This window comes from Geminicoccaceae bacterium (assembly GCA_020638465.1).
In the GTDB taxonomy this organism is placed as follows: Bacteria; Pseudomonadota; Alphaproteobacteria; order Geminicoccales; family Geminicoccaceae; genus JAGREO01.
Genome location: JACKIM010000001.1, coordinates 2010455 through 2024846, shown reverse-complemented (window position 1 = coordinate 2024846; position 14392 = coordinate 2010455). Strand labels below are relative to the sequence as shown.

The following is a 14392-nucleotide window of genomic DNA, read 5'->3' as shown; positions in this document are numbered from 1 at the left end:
TAGAATGCGCCTCATGGAAAAGGTCGATCTCACCTTCATCGCCACGCAGCTTCAGCGCATGATGGACAAGCTGGACCGCGTTCAGGCCGATGTCGAAGACCTCAAGGCCGACATGGAAGTGACGGCGGCGATCGTGCGCCGCCTCGACACCAGCGTTCACGCGCTGACCGGCGAGATCCGCGCCCTGACCGGCCAGCAGGACCGGCAGCGGCAGAAGCTCGACCGGCTGACCAAGGCCGTCGAGCGCATCACGCAGGAACCTGCGGGCTAGCATCCCTCTTCGTCCGGCCCGGCAAAGTCATCCAGCCAGTCGTCATTGTCCGGCCCGACATATTCGTCGCGGGCGATCAGGTCGAGATATTCGGCCTCGGTGATGATCGAGCCGCCGACCACATGCACATCCGACCAGGCGGCGCTCTCCGTCAGTGCGGTGTCATCGGTATCGTCCGAGCCGGAAAGGGCGAGCGGGTTCATGGGCGTGTCCTCTTGCATAAACAAGAAATGACACACCATGTTTCAAAAATCAATTACATATCGACCCATTATGGGTCATGATTGAATTTGCTTAGTCAAAGCCTCCATCTTCTCGAAGGCCTGAGCGTCTTTTCGGGCTCGCTATGGGATAGACGTTCGCCCCAGGATTTTGGATGCCAAACGCTGCGGCAAACCTGACGGATCACCCCCGTAGATCCAGTCGAGAGTCACGCCATAACGCTGTCTCAAGCGAAGCATCGTGGCAGGATCGGGAAGCCTCGTTCCTTGTTCCCAATTCCCAAGCGCGCCTCGCGAAACGCCGACTTGCTCTGCGAGCTGCTCTTGGGTGAGTTCAAGCGCGCGCCGCGTGGCGGCGAGGCGTTCCCCGACAACAAGCACTAAGTCGGCGCTACGTTCGGGTAGTGGCATGGTTCTTTTCGGATAAGGTCTAACCCTTGATCCAATACTGAAACAGACGCTTCCGGACACGCAGCGAATCGGGTCTTTCGTAAAGAAACACTATGTGTCAAAATTGATCGTCATGAACGGTAAAATTCTGATCGAAACTCTTGGCGGAGCCACCCGAATCTCAAGAGAGATGGGCATCAATCCGCAGACAGTAAGCAACTGGCCTAAGCGCGGTATCCCCGCGCACGCCTGGCCGGCGCTGCTCGACCTTGCGCGCCGTAAAGGCGTGAAGCTCTCCACCGATCTGCATGAGACCGCTCTCGCCGCCTCCCGCCGTTCCCTTCGCCAGCGCTCGCCGCAGGACCGGGCTTCATGAGACACCGGCCGCGTGTCCCCGAAACAGGGTTCCACTTGCAAGACAGCGGACGGCCGGTGGCGGGGCGATCAGTGGCGGGGCTTGCGCCAGACGCGGATCTTGTGGGTCCGGGGCGTGGGATCCTGCTGTTCCAGCACGGCGAGCAGCACGACGCTCCTGACGGTGCGGGCGGGATCGAGGCGCAGGCGGAAATCCTGCGACTGGCCGGGGTCGATCATCAGGCCGATGGGCAGGCGCCGGGCCGGGCCGGCGATGGGTGTCGTGCCGAAAATCCGGCTCATGCCGCCGGTCCATGGGCGGATGAGGCGCAGCTCCTCGATGACGAGCGGGGTAGTACGGCCATTGTTGGTGACCTCGCACCACATGCGCGGATGGCCGTCCTGGTACCAGAGATTGAGCTGGACAGTGGGCATCTCGGGATCTCTCCTGAACATCCGCTCGAATATCCGTATGATGGCAGAGACAATGCCGAGGCCGCCGCCCGGCTTCCGGCGACGCCAAACGAAAACGAGCGCCTAAGGGGTTACCCCGGCGCTCGTCACGAAATGCTTTTCCTCAACTTCAAAAAACCGGTTCGCGGCCGGTTCCACAAGCCATTCCCGCATCTGCATCAACAACGGATACATCAACAACAACGGACCTGCGATGGCTAGAATCGGCCATCCATCCGGCGCGCACAAGGGGTCCGTTGCGCGAAAGTCTCCGGCGCAAAGTCGCTTACACAGCGACATTGGCGGGGATTGAGACGGATCATGGACGCCTTCGCCCTCCCCGTTTCAACCCGATATCCGATCCACCGGGAACTGCTGGCCGACATGGCCCGGCGAGGCCCCCACGTCGCCCAGGCATTCATCCTGCTTTCCGAACGGCTGGAACGGGTCGAAGGCATGCGGGTGCCGGACGATGACGGGCTGCTTGCGCGGTGCGCGCAGCAGACGCCGAAGCAATGGGCGAAGACGCGGGCGGCGATGGCCGACCAGGTCGAAACCCGCGACGGCATGTTCAGCCTCAAGGCCATGCACCTGACCCGCAAATACCAGAAGCTCGCCTCCTCGTCGGGAACCTTCGGCCAGGAAAAGCAGATGATCGACGGGATGGCCGGGGCACCGCTGGAGATCCGTCCCGGCGAGAGCCAGCGGGACGCCCGTCACCGCGAGGACATGGAGCGGCTCGAAAGGCTCAGGGGGCTCGATCCGCTTTACGAGCGGATGACGCATGATCGCGAGGATCTGAGGGCGGAGAAGACCCTGGTGGGCTACATGGCCCGCAGCCGGAGCAGGGCCGAGCGCGCCGCCCGCAAGGCCGAAGCGGCAATGAGGGATGCACGGCTCATGCGCGCCAACGTGGCGCAGCGCATGTATGCCCATGCCAGGCAGATCTACAAGTCGATCCCGGCGCCAAAAGTGCCGTCGTCGGTGATCGACTGGCTGGTGGACCGCTGGCAGAAAACCGGTTCGTCGCGTTACGCCGATGTCTGGGCCGCCGCCTATCTCGGCGGCCGCTTCTTCGAGATGTGGGCGCGCGACGGCCCGCCCGGATAGATTCTGAACAAGGCCGGACGGACGGCGTGGCCGGAAGGGCGCGCCGCTTCCGCGCGTCTGCAGCCTGAATTGGACCCGAAAGCAGGGCGGAATTCCTCACATCCGTTAACCATTGAGCAACATTTCCCTGCCTTGATGGTCGCAAATCCTCTCCGTTCCGGCCCGATCCGGCCTCGCTTCGGCCATTGAACGGCGCGGCTTGTGGACAACCGCTGCAAATCCCGCCGGGCAGGATGACGGAAAACAGCAGATTCACCGTATTTTCGTAACCGGTGCAAAAGTCCGGGCGGACTGGATTTTTGAGGCTTGATCTGCGCGCATGGAATAAGAATATGTTCTCGATTCCCAAGAGCGATGGGACGTGATTCAAGTTTGTTATGTCCAAGCCCAATGCCACCAACCTCGCCACACTCGGCCTTGATGATCTCCGCGATTTGGTTGCGGCGCTGCTGGAGCGCGTCGCTTTGCTGGAGGCGGAGAATGCAGCATTGCGGGATGAGATTGCCCGGCTCAAGGGGCTGAAAGGGCGGCCGAAGATCAAACCGTCGGGGATGGCAGCGAAGGCCGGAACATCGACGGCCACAGGCAAGCGAGGCGGCAAGGGCAAGCGGGGTGGTTCGTCGAAGGCCAGCCGGCGGGTTCCTGTGGTGAGCGAGGAGCAGAAGCTCGGGGTTGAGGCGCCGCCCGGCTCGCGGTTCAAGGGGTATGAGGATTTTGTCGTGCAGGATCTGCGGCTGGAGAGCCGGGTGATCCGCTATCGCCAGGAGCGCTGGATGACGCCGGACGGGCGAACGGTGACAGCGCCGTTGCCCCAGGGCTTGTGCGGGCATTTCGGGCCTGAACTGGTGCGGTTCATCATTCTGCAGCACGTCCAGGGCCAGGTCACGACGGAACGCTTGACGGCGATGCTGAACGAGATCGGCATCGTCATTTCCAAGTGCCAGGTCATCCGGCTGTTGAACAATGATCCAGGCGATTTGCATGACGAGGCCACGGAGCTGTTCCGCGCCGGTCTCGAGAGCGCGAAATGGATCACCGTCGATGACACCGGCGCCCGGCATGGCGCCAAAAACGGCTTCACCACCCAGATCGGCGATGACCGCTTCACCCACTTCGCGACGACGTTTTCCAAGAGCCGGGTGAATTTTCTCGAACTGCTGCGCGCCGGTCATGGCGGTTATGTCCTCAATGACGACGCCTTCAGCTACATGCGCAAACATGCGCTGGCGGGCTCCGTGATCGCCCGGCTGGAGGCGCATGACACCAGGACATTCGCCGATCGCGGCGCCTTCTCGGCCCATCTGGGCGAACTCGGCATCGATCAACTCGATGTTCACCCCGACCCGGTCAAAATCGCCACCGAGGCCGCACTCTGGGGCAGCATCCACCACCAGGGTCTGCTCAACGATACCGTCATCGTCTCCGATGGCGCCGGACAGTTCCGTGTCGGCCGACATGCACTCTGCTGGGTTCATGCCGAGCGCCTGATCCACAAGCTCACCGGCTTCAACGACAGCCAAAGGCGTGCCATCGATCTCGTCCGCCAGCTCGTCTGGTGGTTCTACGCCGATCTCAAGGCTTACAAGCGAGACCCTCAAAAATCGCGCGCAACCCAGCTCCGTGCCCGCTTCGACCGCATCTTCAAGCGCAAGACCGGTTTCGCCACCCTCGATCGCCTGCTTGCACGCCTGCATGCCCGCAAACCGGAACTCCTCCTGGTCCTCGACCGCCCCGAAATCCCCCTGCACACCAATGGCTCCGAGAACGACATCCGCTGCCACGTCACCAAACGCAAGATCTCCGGCGGCACCTGGTCCGATGCCGGCCGTCAGGCACGCGATACCCTGCTCGGCTGCATGAAAACCTGCCAGAAACTCGACGTCTCCTTCTTCCAGCTCCTCGGCCACCGACTCGCCGTACCATACACGACAGAAATCCCACCACTCGCCCAGCTCGTCACCGCCGCCAAGGTCTGATCGCCCGGACTTTTGCACCGGTTACGTATTTTCGCGATAACCCATTGAAATGTGTGTGGTTGGAAATGGGGGGGGGGGGCCATGGGCCTCCCATGACACATTGGAACTTAATACTGGTAATCAGAGTCTGATGTTGGCGCTGTGGATAAGTTCGCGACCGGCGACTGTCGCCGCGCAAGATGATGCACAGTCGTTCGAAAAGTCTCTTCACCGGATCGCAAGTCGAAGTGCTGTGCTCTACTGTCCAAGGCAGGGAAACGAAACGAGGGAGAACGCCCGTGGGATCGCTGGCGAGAAAGGTGAACAGGCTGAAGCGGACTACGGGTATGAAATAATGGAGCGGGAACTTCAGCGGCTGCACCTGTTCGGCAGGGAGGGAGCCCCTGACAAAGGCGAAGACGAGCCCGCGCCCTCAACCGGCGCAAACGGCCCGTCAGCGGGCGAAAGCGGATCGGGATGAACGGTGTGACCCAAACCGGCACGAAGGCGCTGTCCGCGCCCCGCAGGCCGCCTTGTGGCCGTTTCGCACAGACGTTGAGAACAGGGGCGAGCAATGCGCGGGATGTGGGTATGCACACAAATATGTGTTGACTTAAATCGAGAATGCGCCTATTTATGTGTGCATGAAGCACAGTGAACTCATGAAGCTCCTGAAACGCCACGCAAAGGCCAGCGGCCTTCCTTTCGATGAGGTTCGAGGGCGCGGCAAGGGAGGCCACATCGAGGTTCACCTCGGCAGCCGGAAAACCGTCATCCCTCATTCGAAAGGCGAGATGCCGACCGGCACCGTGAATGCAATTCTCAAGCAGCTCGGAGTGAAAAAGTGAACGAAGTATTTCACGCGACCGTCACTCGCGAAGATGGCGGGTTCACCATCACCTTTGACGGACTGAACGGCGTCTCATTCGCAGAAAGCGAGGCCGATGTGCCGCAGCGCGCTCATGATCTGCTGGCGTCAATCTTTGCAATGCACATCGGTGAAGATGATGACCTTCCGCGACCGTCCGGCGGCGGCGGCCTGCCGGTGCGCCTCGATGCCCTGACCGTCGCCAAGATCGGCCTGCGGCTCGCCATGCGTGAGGAAAGAACGAGCGGCCGGGCGCTGGCGGCCCGCCTTGGAATAGCGGAAACCGCCTTGCGCCGTTTGCTCGACCTCGATCACCAGTCGCATATCAGGCAGGTGGAAGCTGCTCTTGCAGCACTGGGTCGAACGCTTGTTGCGGACATCAGCGAGGCCGCCTGATTTCTTTCCGCAAAGGAACAAACCGATGAACGATCCCGATAACCTTGTGCTCGCCCTGCTGCGAAAGCTCGATCAGAAAGTCGACGCTATCGCCAATCGTCTTGAGGCCGTTGAAACGGATGTACGCGCGATCAAGGATGAAATGCAGGTGACAACCGGCATGGCCATGCGGGCATTCGGAACCCATGACGCGATGAACGGTCTCATCAAGCGCATGGAGCGCTTCGAGAAGCGGCTCGCCGAGATCGAAACGGACAGGGAGAATTCAAATGATCGATAAAGGCCATCGCGAGGGCTGGTTTGTGCTTGGCTTCGCCGTTTTCAGTGTTGTCTGCGGCATCATGGCCGGAGTTGTCATCTATCTGGCCACTAGCGGGTGAACGATCAGGATAGCCGGAAATCGGCGCTCGAATGCGAAAAGCTGGAGCAGGAAATCCTTGAGCTGAGATGGAAACGATGGATCAGCCTGGGAAACATGTTCGCGACACTCAGCGGCGCCTCGGCGGCCGTAACGCTGGCTATGCTCAAGCTGTTGGAGTGATTGCGTCCATGAAAGGAAAAGCCTGTGACAGCCGATGAGCTGCGGACCGCGCTCGACGAGCTTTCATTGACGCAATCGTCGGCCGCCCGCCGCTGGAACGTCGATATCCGCACGATTCAGCGGTGGTGTTCCGGCGAGCGGGCGATCCCGTCTACGGTCGAAAAGCTGGTCGCGCTGGAACTCGGGCTCGATCCCGTGCGTATCGCGGAACTGAACGGTGAACGGCGGCGCCGGGGCAGCGCCGCCTGACCCGTCACCCCCTGGCTGCGACCTGCATCAGCCTTGCGAAGCGTTCGACGGCGGCCTTGTGGCCGGGGTCGCCGCCGTTGAGGTAGGCGTTGCGCCAGGCGGGGTCGGTCTTGAGCTGTTCGATTTCGGCCCTGGCCGCCGCCGGGCTGGTGAACTGGCCGGTGGCACCGCCGGAGCCGCCCGCGGGGATGGTGTCCTCCATGAGCTTGGAACCGATATCGGCGAACTTCTGCATCAGCGCCTTGGTGCCGATGGCGTCCTCGATCGCACCGAGCTGGTCGGCGGAGAAGCCGAAGCTGGAGGCGGCGCGGCGGGCGGTCTCGACCTGGCGGTCGAAGGACGTGCCCCATTCGCGTTGCAGCTCGCCCCACCCGGCTTCCTGCTGGCGGGCCTGTTCGGCGGTCTGCTGTTCGGCGAGGCCGGAGCCGTGGCCGTTGAACCAGTCGGTGAGCCTGTTGGCCTGCGCCGGCGTCAGCCCGGCCTCGTGCATGGCCTTGGCGGCGGCGGCGGAGAACTCCGGGTCGGCACCCTCGCGCTCGGCGAGGCCGTAGCCTGCCGGATCGTCGGGGCGGCCGAGCGCCTTGTAGAACTCGCCCCATGCCTCGGCGTCGGCCTCGTCGGCCGGACGCACCAGGCCACGGCCGGCCTTGTCGGCGCCGAGGAAGGTCTCAAGGCTGCGATAGCCGCGCACGACGGCGGCGATATCCTTGTGCCCGGCCTTGCCCAGCCATTCGCGGTCGGCGTCGCCCAGCGACTGCGCCCAGTCGGGCAGCGCGGGCGTGGCGGGATCGTCCGCCGGCGGCTGCGAGAGGGCCGCAGCGGCGCTGTTGCCGGCCGTTTCGGTTGCGGTTTCCGCGTTATCGGTTGTCGGTTCGAGGGTTTCGGTGGTCATGACGGGATGTCCTTCTCGTCGGTGATGGCGACCACGGGCCGGTCGCTTTCGTCCCTGCGCCGGGCTGCGGGTGCCAGTTCGAGCCGCAGGTTGGCCAGGATGTGGAGGAGCAATTGCCGCCGTCCCTCGCTGGTGGCGGTGGCGAACGCCTCGGCGTGGGCGGTGGTGTGGTTGGCGAAGGCGGCCTGCGCCAGGTTCTGCAGCACGATTTTCGCCGTTTCGGTGGGCTCGCCATGTTCGTCGAGGAACAGGGCGGCATAGGCCCGGCGGATGGTCTCGCGGCGGTCGCTCACGGCACCGCTTCCCCGATGGCCTTCATCGCCACACCGGCCTCGATGGCCTTCATCGCCACGCCGGCAAAGTGCGGATCGATCTCCAGCCCGTGATAGTCGAACCCGAGCCGCTTGCAGGCGATGCCCAGCGAACCGCCGCCGGCGAACGGATCGAGCACCGGCGGTTGTGCGATCTGCAGAAGATCCTCGAACAGCGCTGTGGGCTTGGCGGTGATGTGGTTCTTGCGGTTGCCGACACTGTGGCGGAACACGCCGGGCGCGCATCTGCCCTCATTCGGAAGGTGTCCGCGCGAGCCCCAGGCGATGAACTCGCTCTGCGCCTTGAACCGCCCGCGTTGTGGCCGTGCACCTCCGGTCTTGTCCCACACCGCGATGCCGCGCCAGATCCACCCCGCTACCTGCAGGGCGTCGGTGGTGGCCGGCAACTGCCGCCAGTCGGAAAAGCACAGGATCAGCCCGCCCGGCCGGGTCACGCGATACGCCTCGCGCATCCAGCGTTCCGACCAGATCGCGAACGACCGCTGGTCGCGATTGTCGCCGGCGAACTCGGGATAGATCCCATGGTTCTCGCTGTTCTGGTATTTTACCGACGGCTTCATGGTGGTGCGGCCGGCGGCGTGGGTCGTGCCGCTGGAATAGGGCGGATCGGCGATCACGCAGCCATAGTGCTCCGCCGGCAGTTCCGGCATTCGCACCAGCGCGTCGGCCTGCTCGATCATCATTGCCTGCCCGTGATCCGTTCGGCGGCGCGCCGGATCAGCACCTTGCCGGCGACGATGGCCAGGTCGCGCAGGCCGGGTTGCAGTTCGCGGACAATGGCGCTGAAGCGCGAGAGAACCAGGTGGCGGATCCGGGAGTTCATGCGGCACCTTCCATCTGCGAGAGTGTGGCGGCGGCTTCGGCACCGGCCTTGAGGCCCGGGGCCATGGCGGCTGCCTGCTGCATCTGCATCGCCTCCTGCTGCTGCCGGCGGCGTTCGAGCACCTCCTCGACGGGGCGCATCATGTCCATGTCGACGCCGTTGATCCCGGCGAGTCCGCGCAGCGCCTTGTCGGCGTCGATATTGTCGAGGATCGAGGGGTCGTGCTGCGCCAGCGGCATGATGGCCTCCAGCGTGCGCACGAGGCCCGTGGCCTGCTCCATGCGCTGCGCACGGGCGAGCGGCGAGAGATATTCGACCTCGATCGCACCGCCCGCCTCGACCAGCTCAGGCGGCATGTCGGGCAGCATCTCGGCGGCGGTGAGGATGTCGATCTCGCGCTCGATGATGGGGGCGAGCAGCTCGGACTGCTGGCGGCCCATGGTCGGAGCGAGCAGCGCACCCTTCTCCTGGCTGCGGAGCATGGCCTCGGTGGCGGTCATCGACGGGCTGTCGACCAGGATCTGGAACAGTGTCACCAGAAAGGCGTCGTTGATCGAGCGGTGACGCTGGTCGAGCATCTCCAGGCCGACGGCAAAGTCGCTGCCCGGCTCCAGCGGGCGGATCTTCGGCGAGCCGTCGCGGTTGAGCCAGCCGGGATTGACGGCGTTGGGGATCAGCACCGGCACCGGCAGATCGTCGTCGACGGCGAGCAGCGGCGGCTCGGCGGCGAGGTTCGCCCGGTCGATGATGGTCCGCGACATGCGATCGGCCATCTTGATGTCGGGCAGCACTTCCAGCGCCGGCGAGCGGCCATAGACCTCGCCGGGTGCGGTGACATAGCGCGAGACGGCATAGGGCATGGTGCGGAAGCCCGAGCGGCGCAGGACGTGCGGGTGCTGCACGGTCAGGTGCCAGCTCTCGAAGGTCATGGAGCGCCAGTCCCTGCGGCCCGGATCGATATCGCGGTTCGGGCGGACGATGTGCAGCAGCTCGAAGCGCTCCTCCGGCTTGTCGGCGAGGCACTTGGCGATCGGGTCCGGCAGGGCGTCCTCGCCGAAATGCTGGGCCATCTGCCGGGCGGTCTGCCAGTAGCGGCGATAGACCTTGTCGATGCGGCCGGCGGCGTTCTCGGCGACGTAGAGTTCCTGCAGCGGGATCGAGCGATAGACCGGGCTGCGGCCATCCTCGCCGGGCATGACCAGCACCGCCCCGGTGCCGAACGCGCCCAGCGAGAGATAGGCCTCGTGCAGCTGGCTGGCGAAATTGGCGGCGGGCGAACGGCGGGCGGCAAAGAGGATATCGCGCACCGCCTCGAGATAGCGGGCCACCCGGTCGTTGTTCTCGAGCTTCGGATCGGATGCGGCCAGCGCATGCCAGAGCTGCGAGCGCGGGGTGAGCATCGATTCCATCGCCGCACCGAAGCGCTTCAAGCCGGTGGCGGCGGTGGCGTCGAAGATGTCCTCCTGGCTCGTGGCATAGCGCCTGCGGTCGCCGCGGAACTCGTAGCGCGGCAGCACACGACGGGCGATCTCCTCCCACACACTGTCGAAATCCGTCTCGCGCTGGCTGCGCAGGGGCTCGAACGAGCGGATCAGGTCGATCGCGGTGCCTTCGCCGAAACCCGCGCTCATGGCGAACCGCCCAGCAGCCTGCGCACGGCCACCGAGCCGGGCGCGTCGCCCACACCGTCGGCGGATGTGAGAATGCTGGCCGCACGGCCGCGCTTGCGGGCGGCACGCAGCGCGTTCTCGCTCGCTTCGGCGGTCTCGTCGACGGTCACCGGATCGGGCGGTGGCGGTGGCGGCTTCGGTTTCTTCGGCCTGGAAAAAAATCCACCCATGGCGGGCTCCTTTGTGAGGTTTCGGGTGCGTCTACATGCGCCGGTAGTCGGTAACGGCGGTCATGGCACTCGCGCGCCGGCGGGATGTGGCGGAACGCGGCAGGCCCAGGGCGGCCATGCGGAACCCGGCCGGGCGGCGGGCTTTCCGCAAGCCACAAGGGAAAGGGCAGACGATGGGCCAGCCATTCGCGCAAGCCCGCGTCGTCGAAGCCATCGGCAACGGCCGCCACCGGCTGCGGGCCGATCGCGCCCAGGGCCATGGTCAGCGCGATCGAGGGGATGCCGCCGTCGACGACGACAATGTCAAACGTCCGCATAGGGTACCTGTTTCCTGAGGTCGGGCCAGAACGCGCAATGATTGCCCTTTTTTCTTGTCATAATGGAGATATTGAGCAATGGTTGCGCCATGCCTACGGTTCACCAATCCAGCAATTTCAAGATCGCGATCTTCTTCCGCGACCATCCCCCGCCGCATTTCCATGTCGAGCGGGTCGAAGGCCGGGCAGCCGTCATGATCGGGACGCTGGAAGTGATGGCGGGAGATCTGCCGTCGCGTCTGTTGCGTGAACCGCTGCAATGGGCTGCGCAAAACCGGGATCGGTTGAGAAGCGTCTGGAATGAGCTCCACGGAAAGGAGAATCGATCATGAAACGGAAGATGCCCCGGATCGTTCGTGCGGCCGCAACCGGCCGGCCGTTCGAACTCGATATCGAGTGGAGCACGGGTGAACGGATGACGGTCGACGTGTCGGGAGCAGCCGAGGGTCCGTACCGGATACTTCACGATGCCTCGCTTTTCTCCCGCGCACGGGCTGACGACTGGGGACATCGGGTTGTCTGGATCGAGGATGAGATCGACCTGGGCGCCGATCAACTTTACCGCTGGTCGCTGGAACAGGCTGGCGAGGCGATGACGGTCGAGGACTGGCGCGAATGGCGTGCCCGGAACCGTCTTTCGGTGACGGGTGCGGCAGCGGCCATCGGCATCAGCAGGCGCATGGCGACCTACTACGAGAAAGGTGAGTGGATCGTTCCCAAGACCATTCGACTGGCCTGCAGTGGCTACGAGATGGAGCAGGCAGGTTGATGCTGCCGCGCCGCTGACCAGGTCGACGGTCTCAAACGTTCGCAAGGCCGGGGTCTCCGCTGTCATGGAGGGCGATGATGGCGCTGGCGACCGAGCCGACGATGGGTCTTTCCGACCGATTTCGAATGGGGCGACCTCATCGACGACGAGGACAAGCTCAGGACGCTGATTATCTCGACAACGCACACATGGAAAACTTCTTTGGCTCGCTGAAGACCGAGTTCGTCCGCCGCTGTGGGTTCGCAACGCGCGATGACGCAAGGCGCACCGTCTTCTGCTGGATCGAGATCTATTACAACCGCCGCCGCCGACATTCGTCGATCGGATACTTGATCCCAGCTCAGGCTTTCGCGCAGATGGCAAAAGCAGCATGAACCACCTTAGCAGGGTGGCCGGGCCAACGGGGAAGGTCAAGGTCAGTCAGGGTATCGGAACCGTCCGTTTTGCAGATGGCTTCATGATGGAGCGCTTCTTCGGTTCAACGACCTCGCGGTTGTGCTTCTCGGCGAGAGCCCTGACCCGGGAAGCTGCCATGGGCAGGCCGGTATAATATCCCTGAATGACATCGGCACCACCGACGAGAAGGGCCTGAAGCTGTTCTTCATGCTCGACACCTTCGGCGCAGACCACCAGATCGAGTTCATGTCCGAGCTTGATGACCGAACGGACAATCGCCATCGCGTGCTTGGAGCGCGTCATCCTCTTGATGAAGGACTGGTCGATCTTGAGCTTGTCGAAGGGGAACATCTGCAGGTAGCCCATGCCTGCGTAACCGGTCCCGAAGTCGTCCAGGGCGATCCTGAAGCCCATCGCCTTCAGCGCCCGCAGCTTGTCCAACCCGGTTTCGGTATCCTCGATCAACACCGATTCGGTGATTTCCAGTTCGATACGCGCCGGAGGCATTCCCGACTGGCCGACGGTTTCACCGATCCAGTCAATGAAATCGTCATGGCGCACATCAATGGGCGAGAGGTTTACGGCCACATGAAGACCATTCCACTGCAGGGCATCGTGACAGGCCTGGCGTAGTGCCCAGCGGCTGAGATCGGTGATCAGCCCGGTACGCTCGGCAAGGGGAATGAAACGCGCGGGCGAGACGAACCCATGGTCGCGGTGATGCCAGCGTACCAGCGCTTCCGCACCGACAATTCGTCCCTCCTTGAGGGACAGTTGCGGCTGGTAGTTGAGGACCAGACCATCCGAACGGATCGAGATCCGGAGATCCTCTTCGAGACGTCGCGAAATTTCCGCCTCGACATCCATGCCTTCGCTGTAGACCGTCGTTCGCTCGCCCACAGACTTGCCGTGGCGCAACGCGATCTGCGCGCGACGGATGCAGATCTCCACCTCGCGCTCGTCCGGATCGACAACATAGACACCGACATGACTGCCGATGCGCACGCGCTGGTCTTCAACCTCGAATGCCTCGCCCAACGTCGAGGCGATCTTCTCCAGCAGTTCCTCCAGCATCTCGAACTTGGAGGGAGTCGGGCGCAGGACGAGGAACTCGTCATTGCCCTGACGGAACAACATGTCGTCGGGTAAAAGACAGACATGCAGCCGTTCGGCGAACTGTCGCAGGACGTGATCACCGGCGGCCGCCCCGAAGGCGTCGTTTATCGTACCGAACCTCGCGATGTCGATTGCGATCAGCACCGGCTCGGTCTTGGTTACGTGTGCATGCTTCAGAACGCGATCGAGTTCCTCGCGCAGGGCCATGCGGTTGGGTAGGCCCGTCAGCGGGTCGTGCCGATCGAGGAAGCGCACGCGATCCTTGGCCGCAACCAGATCACTGATGTCGACGCCACCACCCCGATACCCCTTGATCCGGCCATCGGCGTCAAAGAACGGACGGCCGCTGATCTTGAAGTAATGGGTTTCTCCCTCCGGACCATCGAAACGGCAATTGACCTCGCGGAAAGACCGTTGGGAAGCGACGGCGATGGCAATGCTGCGTCTCAACTCCTCATCCATTCCGATGCTTGCGCACTCGTTGAGAACTTCGCCGATGAAGATACCCTGATCGTACCCCGTGCAACGACCGAACCCCTCGGAAATCGAGGTGAGGTGCAATGAGCTGTCCGATTCCCAGATCCAGTCGGTGGCAGCCTTGGCAAGGTCGGTAAACAGCTCTTCGGCAGCCTGCGTCTGCTTGCGGATACCGCGGATATGCCTGCGCACATGCAACGAATAGCCAATGGCGATCATGGTCGTGATCAATGCGATGGCCGCGGCGATCGACGTTATCGGTGTCACAACGGGTTGATCGACTGCCCAGGCAGGCGAAGCGGACGTCAACAAGACAAGCAACGGGACGATCATGGGCAGGACACGACATGCGCGAAGGCGCGCAAACAAGCCTCCGTTTACAGCCTTGCGCCTACCTGCCTGCCGTTGAAGACGTCTGTCGGCGAAGCGATCAGACCGCTCTTGCGCCGAAACAATCTGCATTCACCCGTCAATCCATCATTCCAGACAGAATCATAGTACGGCAAGCGCAGTTAATGAGTCGTGAAATTCGGCAATGGGCGATCGTTGCGGGCAATGAACAACTGGGATCGGCAGAAAAAGGTCGGACAGAAGTATAATGATGACACATCGACAGGATATC

At 63.2% G+C, this 14392-nt stretch carries 23 protein-coding genes; 13 read left to right on the top strand and 10 right to left on the bottom strand.

Features of this window, described 5'->3' with window-relative positions; translation table 11 throughout:
* Positions 1 to 13: 13 nt before the first annotated feature.
* Positions 14 to 271, top strand: a complete 258-nt coding sequence (locus H6851_09675) for a hypothetical protein (protein ID MCB9943874.1) — start codon at positions 14 to 16, stop codon at positions 269 to 271.
* On the opposite strand, the gene H6851_09670 is transcribed toward H6851_09675, so the two are convergent.
* Both H6851_09670 and H6851_09665 read right to left on the bottom strand, forming a co-directional pair.
* Complete coding sequence (locus tag H6851_09670) at positions 268 to 474, bottom strand: hypothetical protein (GenBank protein MCB9943873.1); 207 nt, start codon at positions 472 to 474, stop codon at positions 268 to 270. The two genes, H6851_09675 and H6851_09670, sit on opposite strands and share 4 nt — an antisense overlap.
* Before the next feature lie 141 nt (positions 475 to 615).
* Positions 616 to 903 (bottom strand): helix-turn-helix transcriptional regulator, encoded by a 288-nt coding sequence (locus tag H6851_09665; protein ID MCB9943872.1) that lies wholly within the window; start codon positions 901 to 903, stop codon positions 616 to 618.
* Positions 904 to 1015: 112 nt separating this feature from the next.
* Between H6851_09665 and H6851_09660 the strand changes: the two genes are divergently transcribed.
* Positions 1016 to 1258, top strand: coding sequence for a hypothetical protein (locus H6851_09660; GenBank protein ID MCB9943871.1), 243 nt, complete (start codon positions 1016 to 1018; stop codon positions 1256 to 1258).
* A gap of 68 nt (positions 1259 to 1326) precedes the next feature.
* On the opposite strand, the gene H6851_09655 is transcribed toward H6851_09660, so the two are convergent.
* Entirely contained in the window at positions 1327 to 1671 is a 345-nt protein-coding gene (locus H6851_09655; protein ID MCB9943870.1) for a hypothetical protein, read from the bottom strand.
* Between the two features lie 339 nt (positions 1672 to 2010).
* On the opposite strand from H6851_09655, the gene H6851_09650 reads away from it, so the two are divergent.
* From H6851_09650 to H6851_09620, 7 genes are all read left to right on the top strand, one after another.
* A complete protein-coding gene (locus tag H6851_09650; protein MCB9943869.1) occupies positions 2011 to 2799 on the top strand; it encodes a hypothetical protein in 789 nt (262 codons plus the stop codon).
* Positions 2800 to 3176: 377 nt separating this feature from the next.
* Positions 3177 to 4775, top strand: coding sequence for a transposase (locus H6851_09645; GenBank protein MCB9943868.1), 1599 nt, complete (start codon positions 3177 to 3179; stop codon positions 4773 to 4775).
* Positions 4776 to 5416: 641 nt separating this feature from the next.
* Positions 5417 to 5602, top strand: a complete 186-nt coding sequence (locus H6851_09640) for a type II toxin-antitoxin system HicA family toxin (protein MCB9943867.1) — start codon at positions 5417 to 5419, stop codon at positions 5600 to 5602.
* The gene (locus tag H6851_09635; GenBank protein MCB9943866.1) at positions 5599 to 6018 is read left to right on the top strand and encodes a hypothetical protein; all 420 of its coding nucleotides are present in this window, start codon (positions 5599 to 5601) and stop codon (positions 6016 to 6018) included. The genes H6851_09640 and H6851_09635 overlap by 4 nt, the downstream gene beginning before the upstream one ends.
* A gap of 25 nt (positions 6019 to 6043) precedes the next feature.
* Positions 6044 to 6298 (top strand): hypothetical protein, encoded by a 255-nt coding sequence (locus H6851_09630; GenBank protein MCB9943865.1) that lies wholly within the window; start codon positions 6044 to 6046, stop codon positions 6296 to 6298.
* A 96-nt stretch (positions 6299 to 6394) separates the two neighbouring features.
* Entirely contained in the window at positions 6395 to 6559 is a 165-nt protein-coding gene (locus tag H6851_09625) for a hypothetical protein (protein ID MCB9943864.1), read from the top strand.
* Positions 6560 to 6583: 24 nt separating this feature from the next.
* Positions 6584 to 6808: a helix-turn-helix transcriptional regulator gene (locus tag H6851_09620; protein MCB9943863.1), complete on the top strand. Its 225-nt coding sequence runs from the start codon at positions 6584 to 6586 to the stop codon at positions 6806 to 6808.
* Positions 6809 to 6812: 4 nt separating this feature from the next.
* On the opposite strand, the gene H6851_09615 is transcribed toward H6851_09620, so the two are convergent.
* Genes H6851_09615 through H6851_09590 form a run of 6 tightly spaced genes read right to left on the bottom strand, consistent with a single transcriptional unit; the run spans position 6813 to position 10695 of the window.
* Positions 6813 to 7700 (bottom strand): hypothetical protein, encoded by an 888-nt coding sequence (locus H6851_09615; protein MCB9943862.1) that lies wholly within the window; start codon positions 7698 to 7700, stop codon positions 6813 to 6815.
* Positions 7697 to 7993: a hypothetical protein gene (locus H6851_09610; GenBank protein ID MCB9943861.1), complete on the bottom strand. Its 297-nt coding sequence runs from the start codon at positions 7991 to 7993 to the stop codon at positions 7697 to 7699. The genes H6851_09615 and H6851_09610 overlap by 4 nt, the downstream gene beginning before the upstream one ends.
* The gene (locus H6851_09605) at positions 7990 to 8715 is read right to left on the bottom strand and encodes a site-specific DNA-methyltransferase (GenBank protein ID MCB9943860.1); all 726 of its coding nucleotides are present in this window, start codon (positions 8713 to 8715) and stop codon (positions 7990 to 7992) included. The genes H6851_09610 and H6851_09605 overlap by 4 nt, the downstream gene beginning before the upstream one ends.
* Entirely contained in the window at positions 8712 to 8855 is a 144-nt protein-coding gene (locus H6851_09600) for a hypothetical protein (GenBank protein ID MCB9943859.1), read from the bottom strand. Before H6851_09600 ends, H6851_09605 begins: the two co-directional genes overlap by 4 nt.
* Complete coding sequence (locus tag H6851_09595; protein MCB9943858.1) at positions 8852 to 10486, bottom strand: head-tail connector protein; 1635 nt, start codon at positions 10484 to 10486, stop codon at positions 8852 to 8854. Before H6851_09595 ends, H6851_09600 begins: the two co-directional genes overlap by 4 nt.
* Positions 10483 to 10695, bottom strand: a complete 213-nt coding sequence (locus H6851_09590) for a hypothetical protein (GenBank protein ID MCB9943857.1) — start codon at positions 10693 to 10695, stop codon at positions 10483 to 10485. The genes H6851_09595 and H6851_09590 overlap by 4 nt, the downstream gene beginning before the upstream one ends.
* A 62-nt stretch (positions 10696 to 10757) precedes the next feature.
* Here H6851_09590 and H6851_09585 point away from each other — a divergent pair, with 62 nt between their 5' ends.
* From H6851_09585 to H6851_09570, 4 genes are all read left to right on the top strand, one after another.
* Entirely contained in the window at positions 10758 to 11030 is a 273-nt protein-coding gene (locus tag H6851_09585; GenBank protein MCB9943856.1) for a hypothetical protein, read from the top strand.
* A 71-nt stretch (positions 11031 to 11101) separates the two neighbouring features.
* The gene (locus H6851_09580; protein MCB9943855.1) at positions 11102 to 11344 is read left to right on the top strand and encodes a DUF4160 domain-containing protein; all 243 of its coding nucleotides are present in this window, start codon (positions 11102 to 11104) and stop codon (positions 11342 to 11344) included.
* A complete protein-coding gene (locus tag H6851_09575) occupies positions 11341 to 11781 on the top strand; it encodes a DUF2442 domain-containing protein (GenBank protein ID MCB9943854.1) in 441 nt (146 codons plus the stop codon). The genes H6851_09580 and H6851_09575 overlap by 4 nt, the downstream gene beginning before the upstream one ends.
* A 74-nt stretch (positions 11782 to 11855) precedes the next feature.
* Positions 11856 to 12155, top strand: coding sequence for a transposase (locus tag H6851_09570; GenBank protein MCB9943853.1), 300 nt, complete (start codon positions 11856 to 11858; stop codon positions 12153 to 12155).
* A 46-nt stretch (positions 12156 to 12201) separates the two neighbouring features.
* Here the strand turns inward: H6851_09570 and H6851_09565 are convergent, their stop codons facing one another.
* Positions 12202 to 14037, bottom strand: coding sequence for an EAL domain-containing protein (locus tag H6851_09565; protein ID MCB9943852.1), 1836 nt, complete (start codon positions 14035 to 14037; stop codon positions 12202 to 12204).
* Positions 14038 to 14392 lie beyond the last annotated feature (355 nt).